The sequence below is a fragment of the Bdellovibrio bacteriovorus genome, from assembly GCF_001592735.1.
GTDB lineage: Bacteria > Bdellovibrionota > Bdellovibrionia > Bdellovibrionales > Bdellovibrionaceae > Bdellovibrio > Bdellovibrio bacteriovorus_D.
Map to the genome: position 1 here is coordinate 115,264 of NZ_LUKE01000003.1, position 14,126 is coordinate 129,389.

Consider the following 14,126-nt stretch of genomic DNA (forward strand, 5'->3'; position numbering starts at 1 on the left):
TTTATTCATAGCGAATCATAACTATGGCTTTAGAGGATTTGTTTCCCGCTAAGGAAGACTTAGGCCCCTTGCCGAAGGATACGGGTTCGGTGTTTTTAAAAGTGATCTTACGTTTAGGATCTTCTTCGCGAATCAGTTCTGTGAATTTCTGCGGATCTTGACTCATGTTATAGACGGAAACAGGGGCACTTGATTTAAGGTCCGCTTTGATCAAGGAACGAACTTGGGTCGCCCTTTGGTCCGCAAGTTTTGGTTCTTGCACTTCGCTGTCGTCCGCCCATGCCAAAATTCGCACTTCGCTCACCGCTTGGCCGCTTTGTTCCGCCACGCGGGTCAGGGTTTTGATTTTTTCTTGTTCATGAGTTGAAAGATGCGTTTTACCCACTTGAAATTCCAAGACGGTGTAATGCGTGGTGGTGGTTGGTGTCGGACTTGTCACGGCAATGGGGGTCACTTCGGTGTGCCCGTGAGTACTGCGATGCGCACACGCGTTCATCATGAGCGCCGCGGCCATTAAGAGGGTGTAAATCAAAGGGTGCGATTGAAACATAATATCTCCATAAGAGCCTCGCGTCCTGCGGGGCAAAATAATCCTGAATCTAAACCTAGCAAGCTTGATACCGAAACGCCAAGGTCTAGTTTGCGGATAAAATTGATTTGATGTGCCAGAAACATTTCAATGTGGCAAAACTCCACATTTTTGTTGCGGACATCTGCCCCCTGGGGTGAATGTGGGGACATGGATAAACACACTCAAAAACAAATACTATTGATTGAAGACGATATCGACTTGGCCGAGTTGGCCACGGCCTATTTTAGACAAAAAGACATTCAGATCACTCATTCGACAGATCCTTTGGAGGCCCTAAAACAAGTGACCTCAGGGAAGCTGGCACCAGATGCGATCATCACGGATTTGAATTTGCCGCTGATGTCGGGGGTCGATTTCATTCGCCAGCTGCGTGCTGAAGGCATGAATACACCGATCATTTTGATCACCGTTTCTAACGACGTCGAAACGGCTGTTCAAGCTATCGAAGCCGGGGCCTATGATTTCGTGGTGAAGCCTCTTCATTTCCCGCAGTTATTAATTTCTGCGCAACGGGCCTTTAAATACAATCATCTGAGCAATGAAAATCGCACTTTGCGAGAGACCATCGATATTTCTAAAGGGCAACATCCGGAAGGTATTATCGGTAAATCCGAAAGTCTTTTGCGCATCATGGATTTAGCAAAACGCGTTTCGAAAAGTGCGTCGACGGTTTCGATCACCGGGGAAAGCGGAACGGGGAAAGAAGTTTTTGCTAAAGCGATTCATAATTGGAGTCCGCGTAGTAAAAAACCCTTTGTCGCGATCAACTGTTCAGCCATTCCTGAAAATCTTTTAGAGTCTGAACTTTTTGGTCATGCGAAGGGTTCGTTCACGGGGGCTGTGGATAAAAAAGTCGGTCTTTTTGAAGAAGCCGATGGTGGGACTTTGTTTTTAGATGAAATCGGGGATTTGAATTTAACCCTGCAAGCAAAGCTCTTACGTGTGCTTCAAGAAAAAGAAATCAAGCGTGTGGGTGAAAATCAATCACGCTCCGTAGATGTGCGGGTGATCGCCGCGACACATAAAGATTTGCGCCATGAGGTGCAAGAAAAACGCTTCCGTGAAGACTTGTTCTTCCGTCTGAATGTCATTCCTATTCGCATTCCGCCTTTGCGTGAGCGACGGGAAGATATCATTCCCCTGGCGGAGCACTTCCTAAGAAAATTCAATACGCTGAATGGAACGAACCTGACTGGATTTAAAAAATCAGCTAAGGAATTTTTGCTGACTCATCCATGGCGCGGAAATGTGCGTGAATTGGAAAATGCGATTGAGCGAGCGGTGGTGTTGGCCACGGGACCCGAGATTGATGTGACCGCGTTTACTTTATTTGAAGAGTCCGTCACTCAGCAGTGGAGCCATGATGAAGATGCTAAAAATGCCTTCATCTTCCGTTTTGGTGACGACATTAAGCCTTTAAGCGAAGTGGAAAAGAAATACGTCCAGTTCGTTTATGAGCGAAATAACCGCGCCAAAGAGCTGACGGCAAAAGCCTTGGGTATCGACCGCAAGACCCTTTATCGCAAGCTTCAGGAAATTGAGGGTGGGGTTGCGGCAAATTCTCCTGCGGAGCTGAGTCATAACTCTTAAGTGTGGGGAGTTATGACTCAAAGCTTGCCTAAAAACGCGGTTTATTGTTTTTAGGCATTGGCTCTGGCCTTGCATACCTCTTTCTTCGATGATGATAAATGGGGCGCTTTGGTGCCCTCGTCGAAGGAGGAACGATGACTTCAATTATTCGCTTAATGATGAGCCTGGCATTTTACGGTGTGCTGACGTCGCACGCTCAAGACGTAGAAACCGCGACCGCAAAAATGGTGGGGGCGGAACAGTCGGCTCCGATCTTTTTTGATCCCGGCGTGAAAGCCTTAAGCGAAGAAGAAAAAAATGAAATCAAAGCCTTTTTCACCGATTTGCGAACTTCAGACAAAGTCAAAGCCGTTCAAGTTTTAGCTTGGGGGGATCGTGAGTATCCGGAAAAAGAGGAAAAAGCCTCTAAAAAACAAGTCGACTTAGCCGAAGCCAGAGCTGCGGAAATTAAAAAATATCTTCAAGATGATTTGAAAATTTCTTCCGTACAAACTCACAACATGGCGGAACGTCCTTCTAAGTTCAGTGAAATTCTTAAAACCAAAGACTATAAAGTTAAATCTTCAGCAGAAGCCACGGGGGCCGCTCCCACTAAAGGAAAAACCGGCATCTTTGAAGAGATGGGTCGTGCAACCACGGCACTTTTATTAGTTGATTTGACTAAATAGACGATGGATTTACATCAAATTTACTTTCTCATTATCCTCGTAGCCGCCCTTTATTTTTTCATCAGCGAAAAGCTCTCGGTGGATATGACGGCGATGCTGATCATTCTTTCCTTGGCTATCACGGGTGTTCTTGATGCCAAGGAAGCTTTTTCAGGTTTTGCCAGTGAACCGGCGTTGATCGTTTGTGCCGTATTTGTTCTGTCTGCCGGACTTGCCGCTACCGGCGTCACGGATACCATCGGAAATGCCGTGGCCAAGTTTTCCGGGAAAAATCAGCTGACCGCGAATTTAGTGATAATGACCACTGTCGCGGGTCTTTCCGCTTTTACCCATCATTTGATGGTGACGGCGATGATGCTACCCATTGCGATGCGTATTTCACGGGAAAATGAAATTCCTTCGTCACGTCTCTTAATTCCGATGGCCACCGCGGCCTCCCTGGGGACGACGTTGACTCTGATCGGCGCGCCGGCATTTCTTTTAGCGAATGGTATTCTTAAACGAGCCGGCGAGCCCGCGTTAAGGCTCTTTTCCGTCACCCCCCTCGGGGCCGTCTTGGTGTTAGGTGGTTTTGTTTTAATTCTCTTAACCCTTTGGGTTTTGCCTAAAACTTCGGGTCGAGATAAAGCGGATGAAAGATTTCGTATCAATGAAATCTTCACCGAGCTTTTAGTTCCAGAAGAATCCCGATGGATCGGTGTTTCTTTAGAAGAGTTTAAAAAGGAAACTGCCAAGCGTTTTGAAATCGTCGGGATGAAACGCTATAATCAGCGCCTTTCCATCTTACAGGCGGATTTAGTCTTGCAGCATAATGATTTGCTTTTAGTGAAGACCACGCCTGATGAGCTTTTATCGCTGGATGAAAGGATGGGTTTAGCTCTGCGCTCGGTCAAAAAATACGGAGAGCAGTTAGAAAAAAATAAACCTGTTGATGGCAAACCGCGGGATGTGAAAGAGCCTTTGATCGTGCAAGGCTTGGTCGCCCCGCAGTCCGGACTTATAGGTAAAACGGTGGGGGAGATTGATTTTCTTCACAGTTTGGGGGTTTTAGTTGTCGGGATCTGGCGAAAAGAAGGATGGATTTATCATGAGCTTTCTCAAGTAAGACTTAAAGAAGGCGACATGGTCATTCTTTGGGGGGATGAAGAAACCTTTGATACGATCAATGCCGACAGCCACTTCTTATTGCTATTCCCCATGAATTTACGCCCGAAAAAACGTTTTAAGGCTAAATTGGCGTCAGCGATCATGCTGACTTCGGTGGTGCTGGCCGCCACGGAAGTGTTAGCCCCGCACATTTCGTTTCTTTTGGGGGCCTTCGTGATGGTGGCGACAAAATGTGTCTCACTGCCGCGGGCTTACGAATCTATAGAAGTAAAAATATTTGTGATGATTGCTGGAGTTATTCCCTTGGGTCTCGCCATGGAAAAAACGGGTTTGGCAAAATTATTTGCTGAAAATTTAGCAGGCGTGATTCATCACTGGCCACCTTGGGCTATTTTATTGTGCTTCTTTTCAGCGGCCGCTTTGTTGACCCAAATTCTTTCGGATGCGGCGACCACGGTTTTGATTGCGCCGATCGCGGTGGCCTTTGCTAAAGATATGCATATGTCACCGACAGCCATGGTGGTTTGTGTAACCGTGGGGGCGGTGGCTTCCTTCTTAACTCCCATTGGTCATCACGGAAATCTTTTGGTTTTAGGTCCCGGAAATTATCGTTTCGTGGACTTTCTAAAGATAGGTTTACCCCTGACGATTTTCATCGCCGGGGCAACCGTTTACGTGGCAGGACTTCTTTGGGGCTAATTACCCGGCAGGGAAGAAGGGGGTTCCTTCTTCCTTGTTAGTCACTCGCGCATCCCAGTGAGGCAGATTCACTCCCAAGGCGATTTTTAAAACTTCATTCACTTCATCGACAAAATGAAAGCGAATGTCTTTTTTAATCTCTTCAGGAATTTCTCTTAAATCCTTTTTGTTTTTCGTACACATGATCACCTCACGAACTCCCGCTCGATGAGCCGCGATGACTTTTTCTTTAATACCACCCACCGGAAGAACACTTCCACGTAAGGATATTTCACCGGTCATCGCAAGTTTTGGATCCACCGCTCGTTTGGTTAGCAATGAAGCCATCGAAGTCAACATGGTCACACCCGCTGACGGACCATCTTTGGGAATAGCACCCGCGGGCACATGCACATGGATGTCTTTTTTAGTAAAATCTAAAAGCGGATCCATCAGCGGCAAGCGAGACTTTAAAAGACTTAAAGCAATTTTTGCCGACTCTTGCATCACTTCACCCAATTGACCGGTGATCAGTAATTGACCATTGCCGGGCATCTGTGCCGATTCTACAAATAAAATATCTCCACCCACGGGTGTCCAAGCAAGTCCCGTCACCACTCCTGGCGGCAAAAGACTTTCGATCATGTCTGAAGAAAATCTTTCAGAACCAAAGATCTCTTCTAAGTCTTTCACGTCCACCGTCGTGGTTTGGCCGTGCGTCTGCACGAATTTTAAACTTACAAACTTACAGATGGCGGCAATTTTCCGTTGCAAATCCCGTACACCGGCCTCGCGTGTGTAATGAGTTAAAAGTTTGCTCATCGCCTCGTCGGTGATAATCAAAGATCCTTCGCCAATTCCATGATCGGCCAATTGTTTTGGCCACAAGTATTTTTGCGCGATCTGTTTTTTCTCTTCCAAGGTGTAACCGGTGAGCTCAACCACTTCCATACGGTCCAACAAAGGTCCCGGGATTCCATCTAGTGAGTTGGCGGTCGCGATAAAGAACACTTTAGAAAGATCAAAAGGAGTGTCCAGGTAATGATCTTGGAAAGTATTGTTTTGCTCGGGGTCTAGGACCTCAAGCATTGCCGCGGCGGGGTCACCACTAAATCCGCGCGAAAGTTTGTCGATCTCATCCAGAATAAAGACGGGATCATTTTCACCAGCCTTTTTAATTCCAGAAATAATACGACCTGGCAGAGCGCCAATATAAGTGCGTCGATGCCCGCGAATTTCCGCATCATCTCTTGAGCCCCCTAGGCTTGCGCGCACATATTTTTTACCCAAAGCACGCGCGATACTTTTTCCTAAAGAGGTTTTACCCACGCCGGGAGGTCCCACGAAAAGCAAAATAGAGCCCTGATGTTTTTGACGCAACTTCATCACGGCCAAATGTTGCAAGATGCGAGTTTTGATTTTTTCTAAACCAAAATGATCTTCGTTTAAAATCTTTTCGGCCTCGGTTAAATCGATTTCTTTTTGCGGTGATGACTTACTCCATGGCAAGTCCAGCATCAATTCTAAATGCGTGCGAATCATTTGGTATTCCGGTGAACCTGAATTGATTGTTTCCAATCTTTTCAATTGGTTCTGCGCCAACTCTAAAGTTTCAGGTGGCATTCCAGCTTCGGCAATGCGCTTGCGAAATTTTTCAAAAAGATCGCCGTTTTCACCTTCGCCTAATTCGTTGCGGATGACCTTCATTTGTTCACGAAGGATGGCCTCTTTTTGTGAAGTCTGAAAGTTTTCGTTGAGCTTATCGCGGATACCGCGTTGAATTTTCAGGCGTTCTTTCAATGCTTGCAAACGATCTAATAATTTTAAAGTGCGATCTTTAAGCCCGGTGACTTCTAAAATCTCTTGTTTTTCTTCGATCGGAATATCGGCGTAAGCCGCGCACATATTTGTCAGCGTGTTAAGGCTTTCGATTTCGTGCACCATTTCTTTGACCGTTTTTGCGTTGCCCGGCAAAAGGTCCAGCAGCTCATCGCTTAAAGTTTGTAAGCTCGAAAACAAAGCTTCTTCGGTGCGTTTATCTATCGCGCCACGATCTTCCAAGGCCTCGCTTTGCACTTCATAAAAACCTTCGCTGTTGCGACTTTGTACGACGCGCACGCGCTGGTGAGCTTTCACGAAAATGCTGTAACTTCCGTCTTCATCCATACGGAATGATTCGATTTTAGCTAGCGTGCCGACAGAATAGAGGTCTTCAATTTTGTCGACAGGGATGGTGGCATTTTTTTGTGTTAATAAGACGACCCACTGATTGTCTCTTAAAGCTTTTTGCAAAGCAGAAATGCTGCGCTCACGACCTACGCGCAATGGCATGCTGATATCAGGAAACAGAACAGAATTCTTAAGAGGAATCACGGGGACAAAACCAGAAGCAAATGACATGGGAACCTCAATTCTCCCTCGAAGCGAGGGGTTATTGTAACAAACATGAGCACGATAAGAATCCCGTCAAGTTCGTCCACCAGATTATTTTATCAGGTCCTCAAATACGTGGTTCCTGGCGTGTTGGAATACAGGAAGTTTTTGGTTTTTGGGACTAAGTAAATGGGCTTGGAGTTTGCATCTAGGTTTGCGGTCGAAGTCCAGCTTCGGTCTGATATCGGCTGTGTGATTTTTGAGGGTCTTTTTAGGGCCGTTGTCTAAGTTTTCAACACTCAGAGGTTTGAGATGGTAAAGAAAATAGGAGCCATAGGTATCGCGGTCGCCGCTGCTTTTTTTCTGTTCTTTAAGCATAAAACCACGACCTCTAGTGACATCGTAGAGTTGAATATTAAACGCGGTGTCTCCAAAACGGAGGTGGTCGTTGCAGCCACGCCAAGAAAAACCACTGAGAATAAGAAAGATTTTGTTGAAGACGCAAAATCGTTATCTTCCATCGTGAAAGATCTTTCCGCCAGCCAGTATTCAAAACACGTCCCCGGCGATTCTGAAGAATTAAAGCTTAAGATGAAGTTGCAAAAAATGAGTTCCAAAGATTGGAACGAACTTGCGATTTCGGCTATCGACCCAGCAACAAGTTTCGCAGATAAAAGAAGTGTTATTTATCTTTTAAAGCTCGCAGGTCCTGAAGCTATCTCGGCGATGAAGCTTATAGCGCAATCCCCGTTTGTAGAACCGGTTTCTGAACACAGTGTTCCTGTGGATCGTGCTTTGCGTTTAGCAAGTCTAGAGTATTTAGATATCTTAGCTGGAAATCACGCGCAAGCAGGGCGTGCCATAAGTGAAGTCAGTCAGAAACTCCAGGACCCCCAACTTCGATTTTTTGCGCAAATTTCTTTTCAGGGAATTTCTGAAGGCAGTCCAGGTCGTCTTCATCGTTTGTTGTCAGCTTCAATCCAAGAAGAAGTGGAAGGTCTATGATGTCTCCGACAAGTAAATCAACTTTTATGGTTTTTGTGTTGCTTTTCGCCTCAATGGTCAAAGCGGAAGAAAAAATGCCATCGTGCGCTACCGATGGAGAAGTGGCGGCGATCATGAAATTTCTTACCTTGCAGTCTAGCGATGAAATCACTACCCAAAGAGGAGTTTCAGACTGCTCTCGTGAATCTGCTGTGGGACCTGCGCTTGGTGGAATTGCCTTCATGTCCAAGTTTGACCCATTACCCTCTCTGAAGAGATCGATTGATCAAAATATCATTGGTCCCAGTCCAACTCGCTTTTTCCTAAGCCGAGCGAAAACAATTCAGTTCGTAGGAGAATATGAGGGTGAGTGTCGCCAAGATGTAAATGGAGGATATGTTGCAGGTTACGTATCTCCGCCCAATCCCACCGTATACGTTTGTCGGAAATCTTCCGAGCTGGACGCTTTTGATATGGCAAGTGTTTTTCTTCACGAAGCTCGTCACGTCGAAGGCTACGGCCATGCGACCTGTCTTCGAGGTATTTTTCGGGGACTGAAAGGCTGTGATGAAAGATATGGAGATAAAGGATCTTACGCGGTCGAAACTGAATATTACCTTCGCTTGAGCCTTCACCCCAACATCAGTCCAGCATTGAAGGCGTCGACACGTTTTATGGGAATTGCCGAGTTATGGGGCCGGTTTAATAAATATCCGATCGACATCCGCGGGAGGCTTATTTTACAAGAAAAAAGCAGTGCAATTTATATCTTGGATAATAATAAAGTGACGGTGAACTCTTCCCAAGGGGATGCGGTTTTAGTGAAAATGAACGACACGCACGCATTTATTGATCAGCAAAATAAAACCGTAAAATCTTTTTTTGCCGGTCAATGGTCAGACACGTTAGGTGTCTTGGCGCAAGATCTTCGCGAAGGAAAACTTGATGTGGGAGCAGACAAGATCATCGATATGTTTTATGGTGATGCGTATTCTTGTGTTTTAACCAATCGCAAGTTGATATGTAAGGCCAACACATCCGGCGCTTATGCGAGCACGGAGATAAGAAATATGAATCCGGTAGGATTCATTTATGTTTCTTCAACGAAGTTAGTGCAATCAAAAACACCCTATGTAGTCGGCCAAGACGGATATTTATACCGTATGCCTTTAGACTATGAAACTTTGAAGTCTCAGGGAGAATCCAGTTTCACCAAGACTAAGCAGAAATATCCTTATAAAAAAATTGTGACAGTGCCTGCCGTTCCGGGAGAATTCGTTTTAACCATAGAAGGCCAGGTCTTGCACACTCCAGGAGGCTCTAAAAACTTAAAACCGGTTAAAGAGCTTGAAGGAAAGATTTTCCGTTCCATTGCTCCAGTGGATCTTTGGTCGGAAGAACTAAACGACTTCTTATGAAAATAAGCCGCCTTTTAGAATTACACCAGCAACATCAATCTCAAGGGCTGTTTGGCAGCTTTGGGGATGGGTATTTGGTGGCTCACAATCGGGTGTTTCGCGGCGTACGCACGATGGCTTTAGCGGCGGGGTATAAATTTAGTGATAGCCGGGACGAGGCTTATGATGCCTTCCCACTGTTGCAGTTGGATCGTATTTTAGAAAGCAAGACGTTGCCTTACGCCAATAACGTCGTTCCATTTGAAAGTCTCACATCCGCACAGCAGGAGCTGATTTCCTGGGATGATGTGGATGGAAATTTAAAAAGAAACTTTGTCTTTCATGAAGGCTCGCATGCTGTGTTTCGTTCCTTAAAGCCAGCTCACAGGTCTGAAGATGTTTCGGTGCAAGTGGTGTGGATGCTGCTTGAAGAATCTTTTGCGAATACTATGGAGTTGCTAGCCGTGATTGATGCGGGGGATGCGGCTCACCGGATTTTCTTTGAGTTGAATTCTTATGTCTGTGAATTTGACCATCGCCATCATCTTTTGAAAGCTTTGACGGAATTTGGTGAAAAGGTTCTTGTTCCTTTTATGGTGCTTTCTTATCTGCATTCGAATTTTCTGCGGGAAAAAATCGAAGATAAAGACTTTAATCAGATCTTTAAGATGCTTTCTTTAGAAAACTTATCAGATACACAGATAAAAACGCTTAGAGCCCTTTCAAAAGTGGTCTTTAATTTAAGTGAAAGGTTTCGCTATCAAACCACGGACTTTCATTTGCGCTTAGCGGGCGTTAAAAATCCTTATGAGCTGCTTTATAAAACAGACTTTTTAAAGATCTGTGCGCTCGAAGAAGAAATCTCAAAAGTTATTTCTAAAATTTCTTCTATGCGCTTTTAGATCAGAATGTTCTTTTTTATTTACAAATGAGCCATTCAATATAATTCGCGTCCTTGTAAATATCTACCAAGTTACCCTGGTTGTCCAACTCTACGCTGTACAAATCCTTTGATGAACGAGTTAACTTTGCTGAAACGAATTTTTTGTTAACTAGGGTACAGAAGCCATTAGAATAACGAAGGGGAAGATAAGTGCCGCTGACGAATACTTTCGGCGTTTTGAAGTACACAGAGCCATCGAAATTATTTGAAATTTGATCGTATGAAATTCCATCCGGAATCTGTTGACAGAACTCGGCAGCTGCTGCGGCGTTCGTGAATAAAAATGTTATGGCTAGTAACGCGATTTTCATAAATTTCTCCTTAGCTGTTGTTTTAAATTAGTGTAATTGACCACATGTAATTTCAGTAAAATCGGTGTCGGTAGGGGGCTCGTCCTTGGTGACCGCGAAGAATAATTTTACGTAGGTGTTGCCGGTAAAATCGCCGGTCTGGTATCGCCACCAAAGAGTACGACCTTCGGAGATTTTAGATTGAACGACACCGTAATCTTGGCCTGCACGGCTGGATGAGGTGGCGGGGTGGATGAATTCGGAAAAACGTAAGTTCGTAGTTATCGACATGCGAGAAAACCTGAGCTTTCCATCGAATGCATAAAATTGAAAAGTGGCTAAAGAATCTGTGTCGATTGAGCTGGGGGTAATATAGAATTCATATTTTCGGCTTTCAGTGTCTTTGCAGTAAAAATATCTTTTTGCATCGAGGCCCTGTTTAATTGGAACTAGTTCTTCGGTTGAAAGTAAATAGGCCACAACTTTTCGAGTGTAAAAAGAGTCTTTTTCGCTCCAATAGCGCATAATTTTGTAAATATATTCATGAAGAGTCAGCGCTGCTCTATTTCGAACATCCATCTTTTGCCAGTAATCTCCATCTACGAGCAGGGTCCCGTCCTCAAGATAATTGGCCAGTTGTATTATTTCACAGTTTTCTGTAATGATAGGAATATCTCCGGAATCTTCAATTGGTTTTAAATGTACGCCTGATGGCAGAAACTGCATTTTCTCCCGTATTTTTTTTAAGTCGTCTTGCACGAATGTTGCCGAGATACTTTGAGTTTCGGCAACGCGCTGACCGAGAAGGTTTAATATTTCTGAATAAGACAGGCCTTCGTAGGTGGCTGGGGTTAGGCCATGAATTATAGAGGCTTCGTAAAGGTCGAGTGAGTTCACCGAAAAAAGATTTCCAGTCGAATCGGAGCAAGCCACACCTTGTCCGCCGTTACCGACAACTTTGGCATTCGCAAAAGCAAACGAAGTTGTAATCGCTATTAAGAAAAATAAAACCGATTTCACAATTCCCCCTTTGGATTTATAACGGAAAATAACTGGGCGCTAAAGCACATGACGTCTTCACGAGTTTGATGACTCTCGTCTGCCAGCGAGACAATTTTGGCGATGGCTTCATCTAAAATCTTTTTAGCTCTAGGTACGCGGTCCTTGGATAAAGATATAACCGCCGTCTTGACCGTTCTTTTTTCGATGTCGGCGGTATCCAATTTTTTAATGGCCAGGTTTAGAACGCTTCGATGAAATTTTCTTATAGCTTCGCTCGGTATTCCGTCAGTCGTGCTGAAAAGGGGAGATGCGTCGATCCATTTATTGGTGGATTCGTCGCAAGTAAGCAGGCCTGCAGTTTTAAGCCTTGATATGGAATCGGTAACGCTGGTTTCTGACGCGTCAATTTTTTTGGAAATCCAGGATGCTGCGGGCTTAAATTCGGGAAGATAAGTCAGTTCAAGAATGGCGAGATCTACCCAAGAAGTCAAAGCCCGCATCGCGGTATGATTAATCAGGCGAAGGGAGTTTTCTTGTTTTCGCTCGCTTATACGTATTTTAGCTGCTCGCCGATCTGCAGGGCTCTTGGCATGATCTTGTGTAACGAGGTCGCAGAAGAGCTGTGATTGCCATTCCGGAAGCCGCAGAAGTTTAGCAAATTGAAGAGCTCTTCGAGGAGAGATTCCTTTTTTTCTGCTCAGGACTTCAGAAAGGGTGGAAGATGGCACACCCAAATCGCGGGCAAATGAGCGCATCGAATAGCTTGGATTGGCAACGCTTCGATCTTGATATATTTGCAGAAGGATGTCCCTGTATGTGGTTTGCATAAAACCGTTGTGCCCGGGGCTCATGCTAAAAGCAATATTTCAGCGAAAATAGTGCTCGCTAAGGTTCGCTCTCCTGCCAGGATCAACGGGTGACGCAAGGCGGAACCGCATCGGTGGTGAATCTCAAGCCTTAAGATTTAAAATTGTCCGACAAAGCGATTTCACGCGTCAGCCCACGGAAGGCACCAAAATAAACAGTTTCTTCCAGCCATTTGATTTCGTCTTGCAAGGTTTCTTTGTTGATCACCTTGTTCCAAAACTTATTAGTGTTATCCCAGCTGTAACCCCGGCCCTTTAATTGGTCTTTAGTTTCAAAAGGGGCGGAGGTCGCAATCACGTGGGTTTGGCTTTTCTTGGCATTATTTAAAAGTTCATGCAGATAACTTTTATCGTCGTCTGCTTGAGGCAGACTTAAAAGATAAAGAAGCGCGTCCACATCGTTGATCGCACGGTGAGAATCTGTAAAAAAACCGTGATAGACATTTAAAAGCTCTAACTTGGAGCTGGTAAAACCTTGCGCACGCCAGTCGATTTGTTTGATTGAACATCCCCAGATTTTCTCTCTGGAAACCGCAGATTTTTTATCAATAAAGGGACGATCAAAGCGGGCATTGTGGGCGATGATAATACTGGCTTCTTCTAAAAGCGCATCTACGACCGGCCATTCGATATTTTTACCTGCGACCATGTCATCTGTAATGCCCGTGAGCTCGGTGATTTCAGCTGGAATGGGGCGCCCGGGATCTTGAAATGAACTGTAAGCTTTGCTTAAAGCTAAGATTTCGCCAGTTTGGCGATTGAATAAAAACTGTCGGAGACCGATTTCAATAATGGCGTCTTCAACGTGATTAAGTCCCGTGGTTTCAGTATCTAGCACCACGCCTGTGCGCACGATATCGGCATTCAGTTCAAGCCAAGAAGGGGTGGCGTAAAAGGGAGTTTGCACTGGGCAACCTTCTAAACGGTGAAGGGTGACGGTGGCCCCATCTTCAGATTTTCCTAGCCAACGAAATGCCATAGAAGGACTTCCTATTCTGAAATTGAAAAACGAATGTGATACTGCACGCGCTCATCCGGACGCGACATGCGCTTGTAAGCCAAGATCCCAGGATAGTCGGGCAGATTGAAATACCAGCTGCTCATATCCAAACGGCCTTTGCGCTGCTGAAAAATCTCTTGCAAGCCTAAGTCCGTGTCCATGTTTTGAAAGAAAGTATTTTTATAAGCACTTTTCACCCGATGGGGATTGCAGTTGAATTTTTCTTCAAAAGGAATTGGCGAAGTTAAACCCTCCACCAATTCCCATTTTCCATCACGCCAGTAATAAAGTTCAAAAGAGTATGGCTTGTGGAGGGCCGGATTTTTATAAGCATTGAGACATTTTTGTGGATTTACTTCTAAGCGGTGGTGAACTTTAAAATCACTTTCGCCGGCAAGCTTCGTCGACATCTCTAACACGACTTTATCTTGCAAGGCGCTTAAAACCGTATACCGCTCAGTCGAATACAATGAGCCATCTTGATAGTATTTCCAATGCCATCTTTGGCCGGGTTTGAAAAAATCTGTGGTGATGGTCATTAAAGCCGGACCGGGCAAAACCTCTGCCTGGGAAAGATTTCCTAGCAGAGAGGTTGCGAATACAAAAATGAAGGAGACAAAAAAATTCATTTTAAAA

General features: G+C 45.0%; 13 protein-coding genes. 6 read left to right on the forward strand and 7 right to left on the reverse strand.

The features are described 5' to 3' along the window. Position 1: 1 nt before the first annotated feature. The gene (locus tag AZI86_RS12995; protein ID WP_061835630.1) at positions 2-550 is read right to left on the reverse strand and encodes a hypothetical protein; all 549 of its coding nucleotides are present in this window, start codon (positions 548-550) and stop codon (positions 2-4) included. 189 nt (positions 551-739) lie between these two features. On the opposite strand from AZI86_RS12995, the gene AZI86_RS13000 reads away from it, so the two are divergent. The 3 genes from AZI86_RS13000 (at position 740) to AZI86_RS13010 (ending at position 4,656) form a co-directional block, all read left to right on the forward strand. After that, complete coding sequence (locus AZI86_RS13000; RefSeq protein ID WP_061835631.1) at positions 740-2,182, forward strand: sigma-54-dependent transcriptional regulator; 1,443 nt, start codon at positions 740-742, stop codon at positions 2,180-2,182. A gap of 134 nt (positions 2,183-2,316) precedes the next feature. Further along, the gene (locus AZI86_RS13005; protein WP_061835632.1) at positions 2,317-2,850 is read left to right on the forward strand and encodes an OmpA family protein; all 534 of its coding nucleotides are present in this window, start codon (positions 2,317-2,319) and stop codon (positions 2,848-2,850) included. Positions 2,851-2,853: 3 nt separating this feature from the next. Beyond that, complete coding sequence (locus AZI86_RS13010) at positions 2,854-4,656, forward strand: SLC13 family permease (protein ID WP_061835633.1); 1,803 nt, start codon at positions 2,854-2,856, stop codon at positions 4,654-4,656. On the opposite strand, the gene lon is transcribed toward AZI86_RS13010, so the two are convergent. Beyond that, on the reverse strand, positions 4,657-7,035 hold the full coding sequence (gene lon / locus AZI86_RS13015; protein ID WP_061835634.1) for an endopeptidase La: 2,379 nt from the start codon (positions 7,033-7,035) through the stop codon (positions 4,657-4,659). Positions 7,036-7,320: 285 nt separating this feature from the next. On the opposite strand from lon, the gene AZI86_RS13020 reads away from it, so the two are divergent. From AZI86_RS13020 to AZI86_RS13030, 3 genes are read left to right on the forward strand one after another with little or no spacing between them, the layout of a single operon-like run. Beyond that, on the forward strand, positions 7,321-8,013 hold the full coding sequence (locus tag AZI86_RS13020; RefSeq protein WP_061835635.1) for a hypothetical protein: 693 nt from the start codon (positions 7,321-7,323) through the stop codon (positions 8,011-8,013). After that, complete coding sequence (locus AZI86_RS13025; RefSeq protein WP_061835636.1) at positions 8,010-9,410, forward strand: hypothetical protein; 1,401 nt, start codon at positions 8,010-8,012, stop codon at positions 9,408-9,410. The genes AZI86_RS13020 and AZI86_RS13025 overlap by 4 nt, the downstream gene beginning before the upstream one ends. Then, the gene (locus AZI86_RS13030) at positions 9,407-10,291 is read left to right on the forward strand and encodes a hypothetical protein (RefSeq protein WP_061835637.1); all 885 of its coding nucleotides are present in this window, start codon (positions 9,407-9,409) and stop codon (positions 10,289-10,291) included. The genes AZI86_RS13025 and AZI86_RS13030 overlap by 4 nt, the downstream gene beginning before the upstream one ends. A 16-nt stretch (positions 10,292-10,307) precedes the next feature. Here the strand turns inward: AZI86_RS13030 and AZI86_RS13035 are convergent, their stop codons facing one another. From AZI86_RS13035 to AZI86_RS13055, 5 genes are all read right to left on the reverse strand, one after another. Then, complete coding sequence (locus AZI86_RS13035) at positions 10,308-10,643, reverse strand: hypothetical protein (protein WP_061835638.1); 336 nt, start codon at positions 10,641-10,643, stop codon at positions 10,308-10,310. Between the two features lie 27 nt (positions 10,644-10,670). Next, on the reverse strand, positions 10,671-11,642 hold the full coding sequence (locus AZI86_RS13040) for a hypothetical protein (protein ID WP_061835639.1): 972 nt from the start codon (positions 11,640-11,642) through the stop codon (positions 10,671-10,673). Further along, positions 11,639-12,451 carry a TIGR02147 family protein gene (locus AZI86_RS13045; protein WP_061835640.1) on the reverse strand — a complete coding sequence of 271 codons (813 nt, stop codon included), beginning with the start codon at positions 12,449-12,451 and terminating at the stop codon, positions 11,639-11,641. The genes AZI86_RS13040 and AZI86_RS13045 overlap by 4 nt, the downstream gene beginning before the upstream one ends. Before the next feature lie 130 nt (positions 12,452-12,581). Continuing rightward, positions 12,582-13,469: a 3'-5' exonuclease gene (locus AZI86_RS13050; RefSeq protein ID WP_061835641.1), complete on the reverse strand. Its 888-nt coding sequence runs from the start codon at positions 13,467-13,469 to the stop codon at positions 12,582-12,584. 11 nt (positions 13,470-13,480) lie between these two features. Then, complete coding sequence (locus tag AZI86_RS13055; protein WP_061835642.1) at positions 13,481-14,119, reverse strand: hypothetical protein; 639 nt, start codon at positions 14,117-14,119, stop codon at positions 13,481-13,483. Positions 14,120-14,126: the final 7 nt, after the last annotated feature.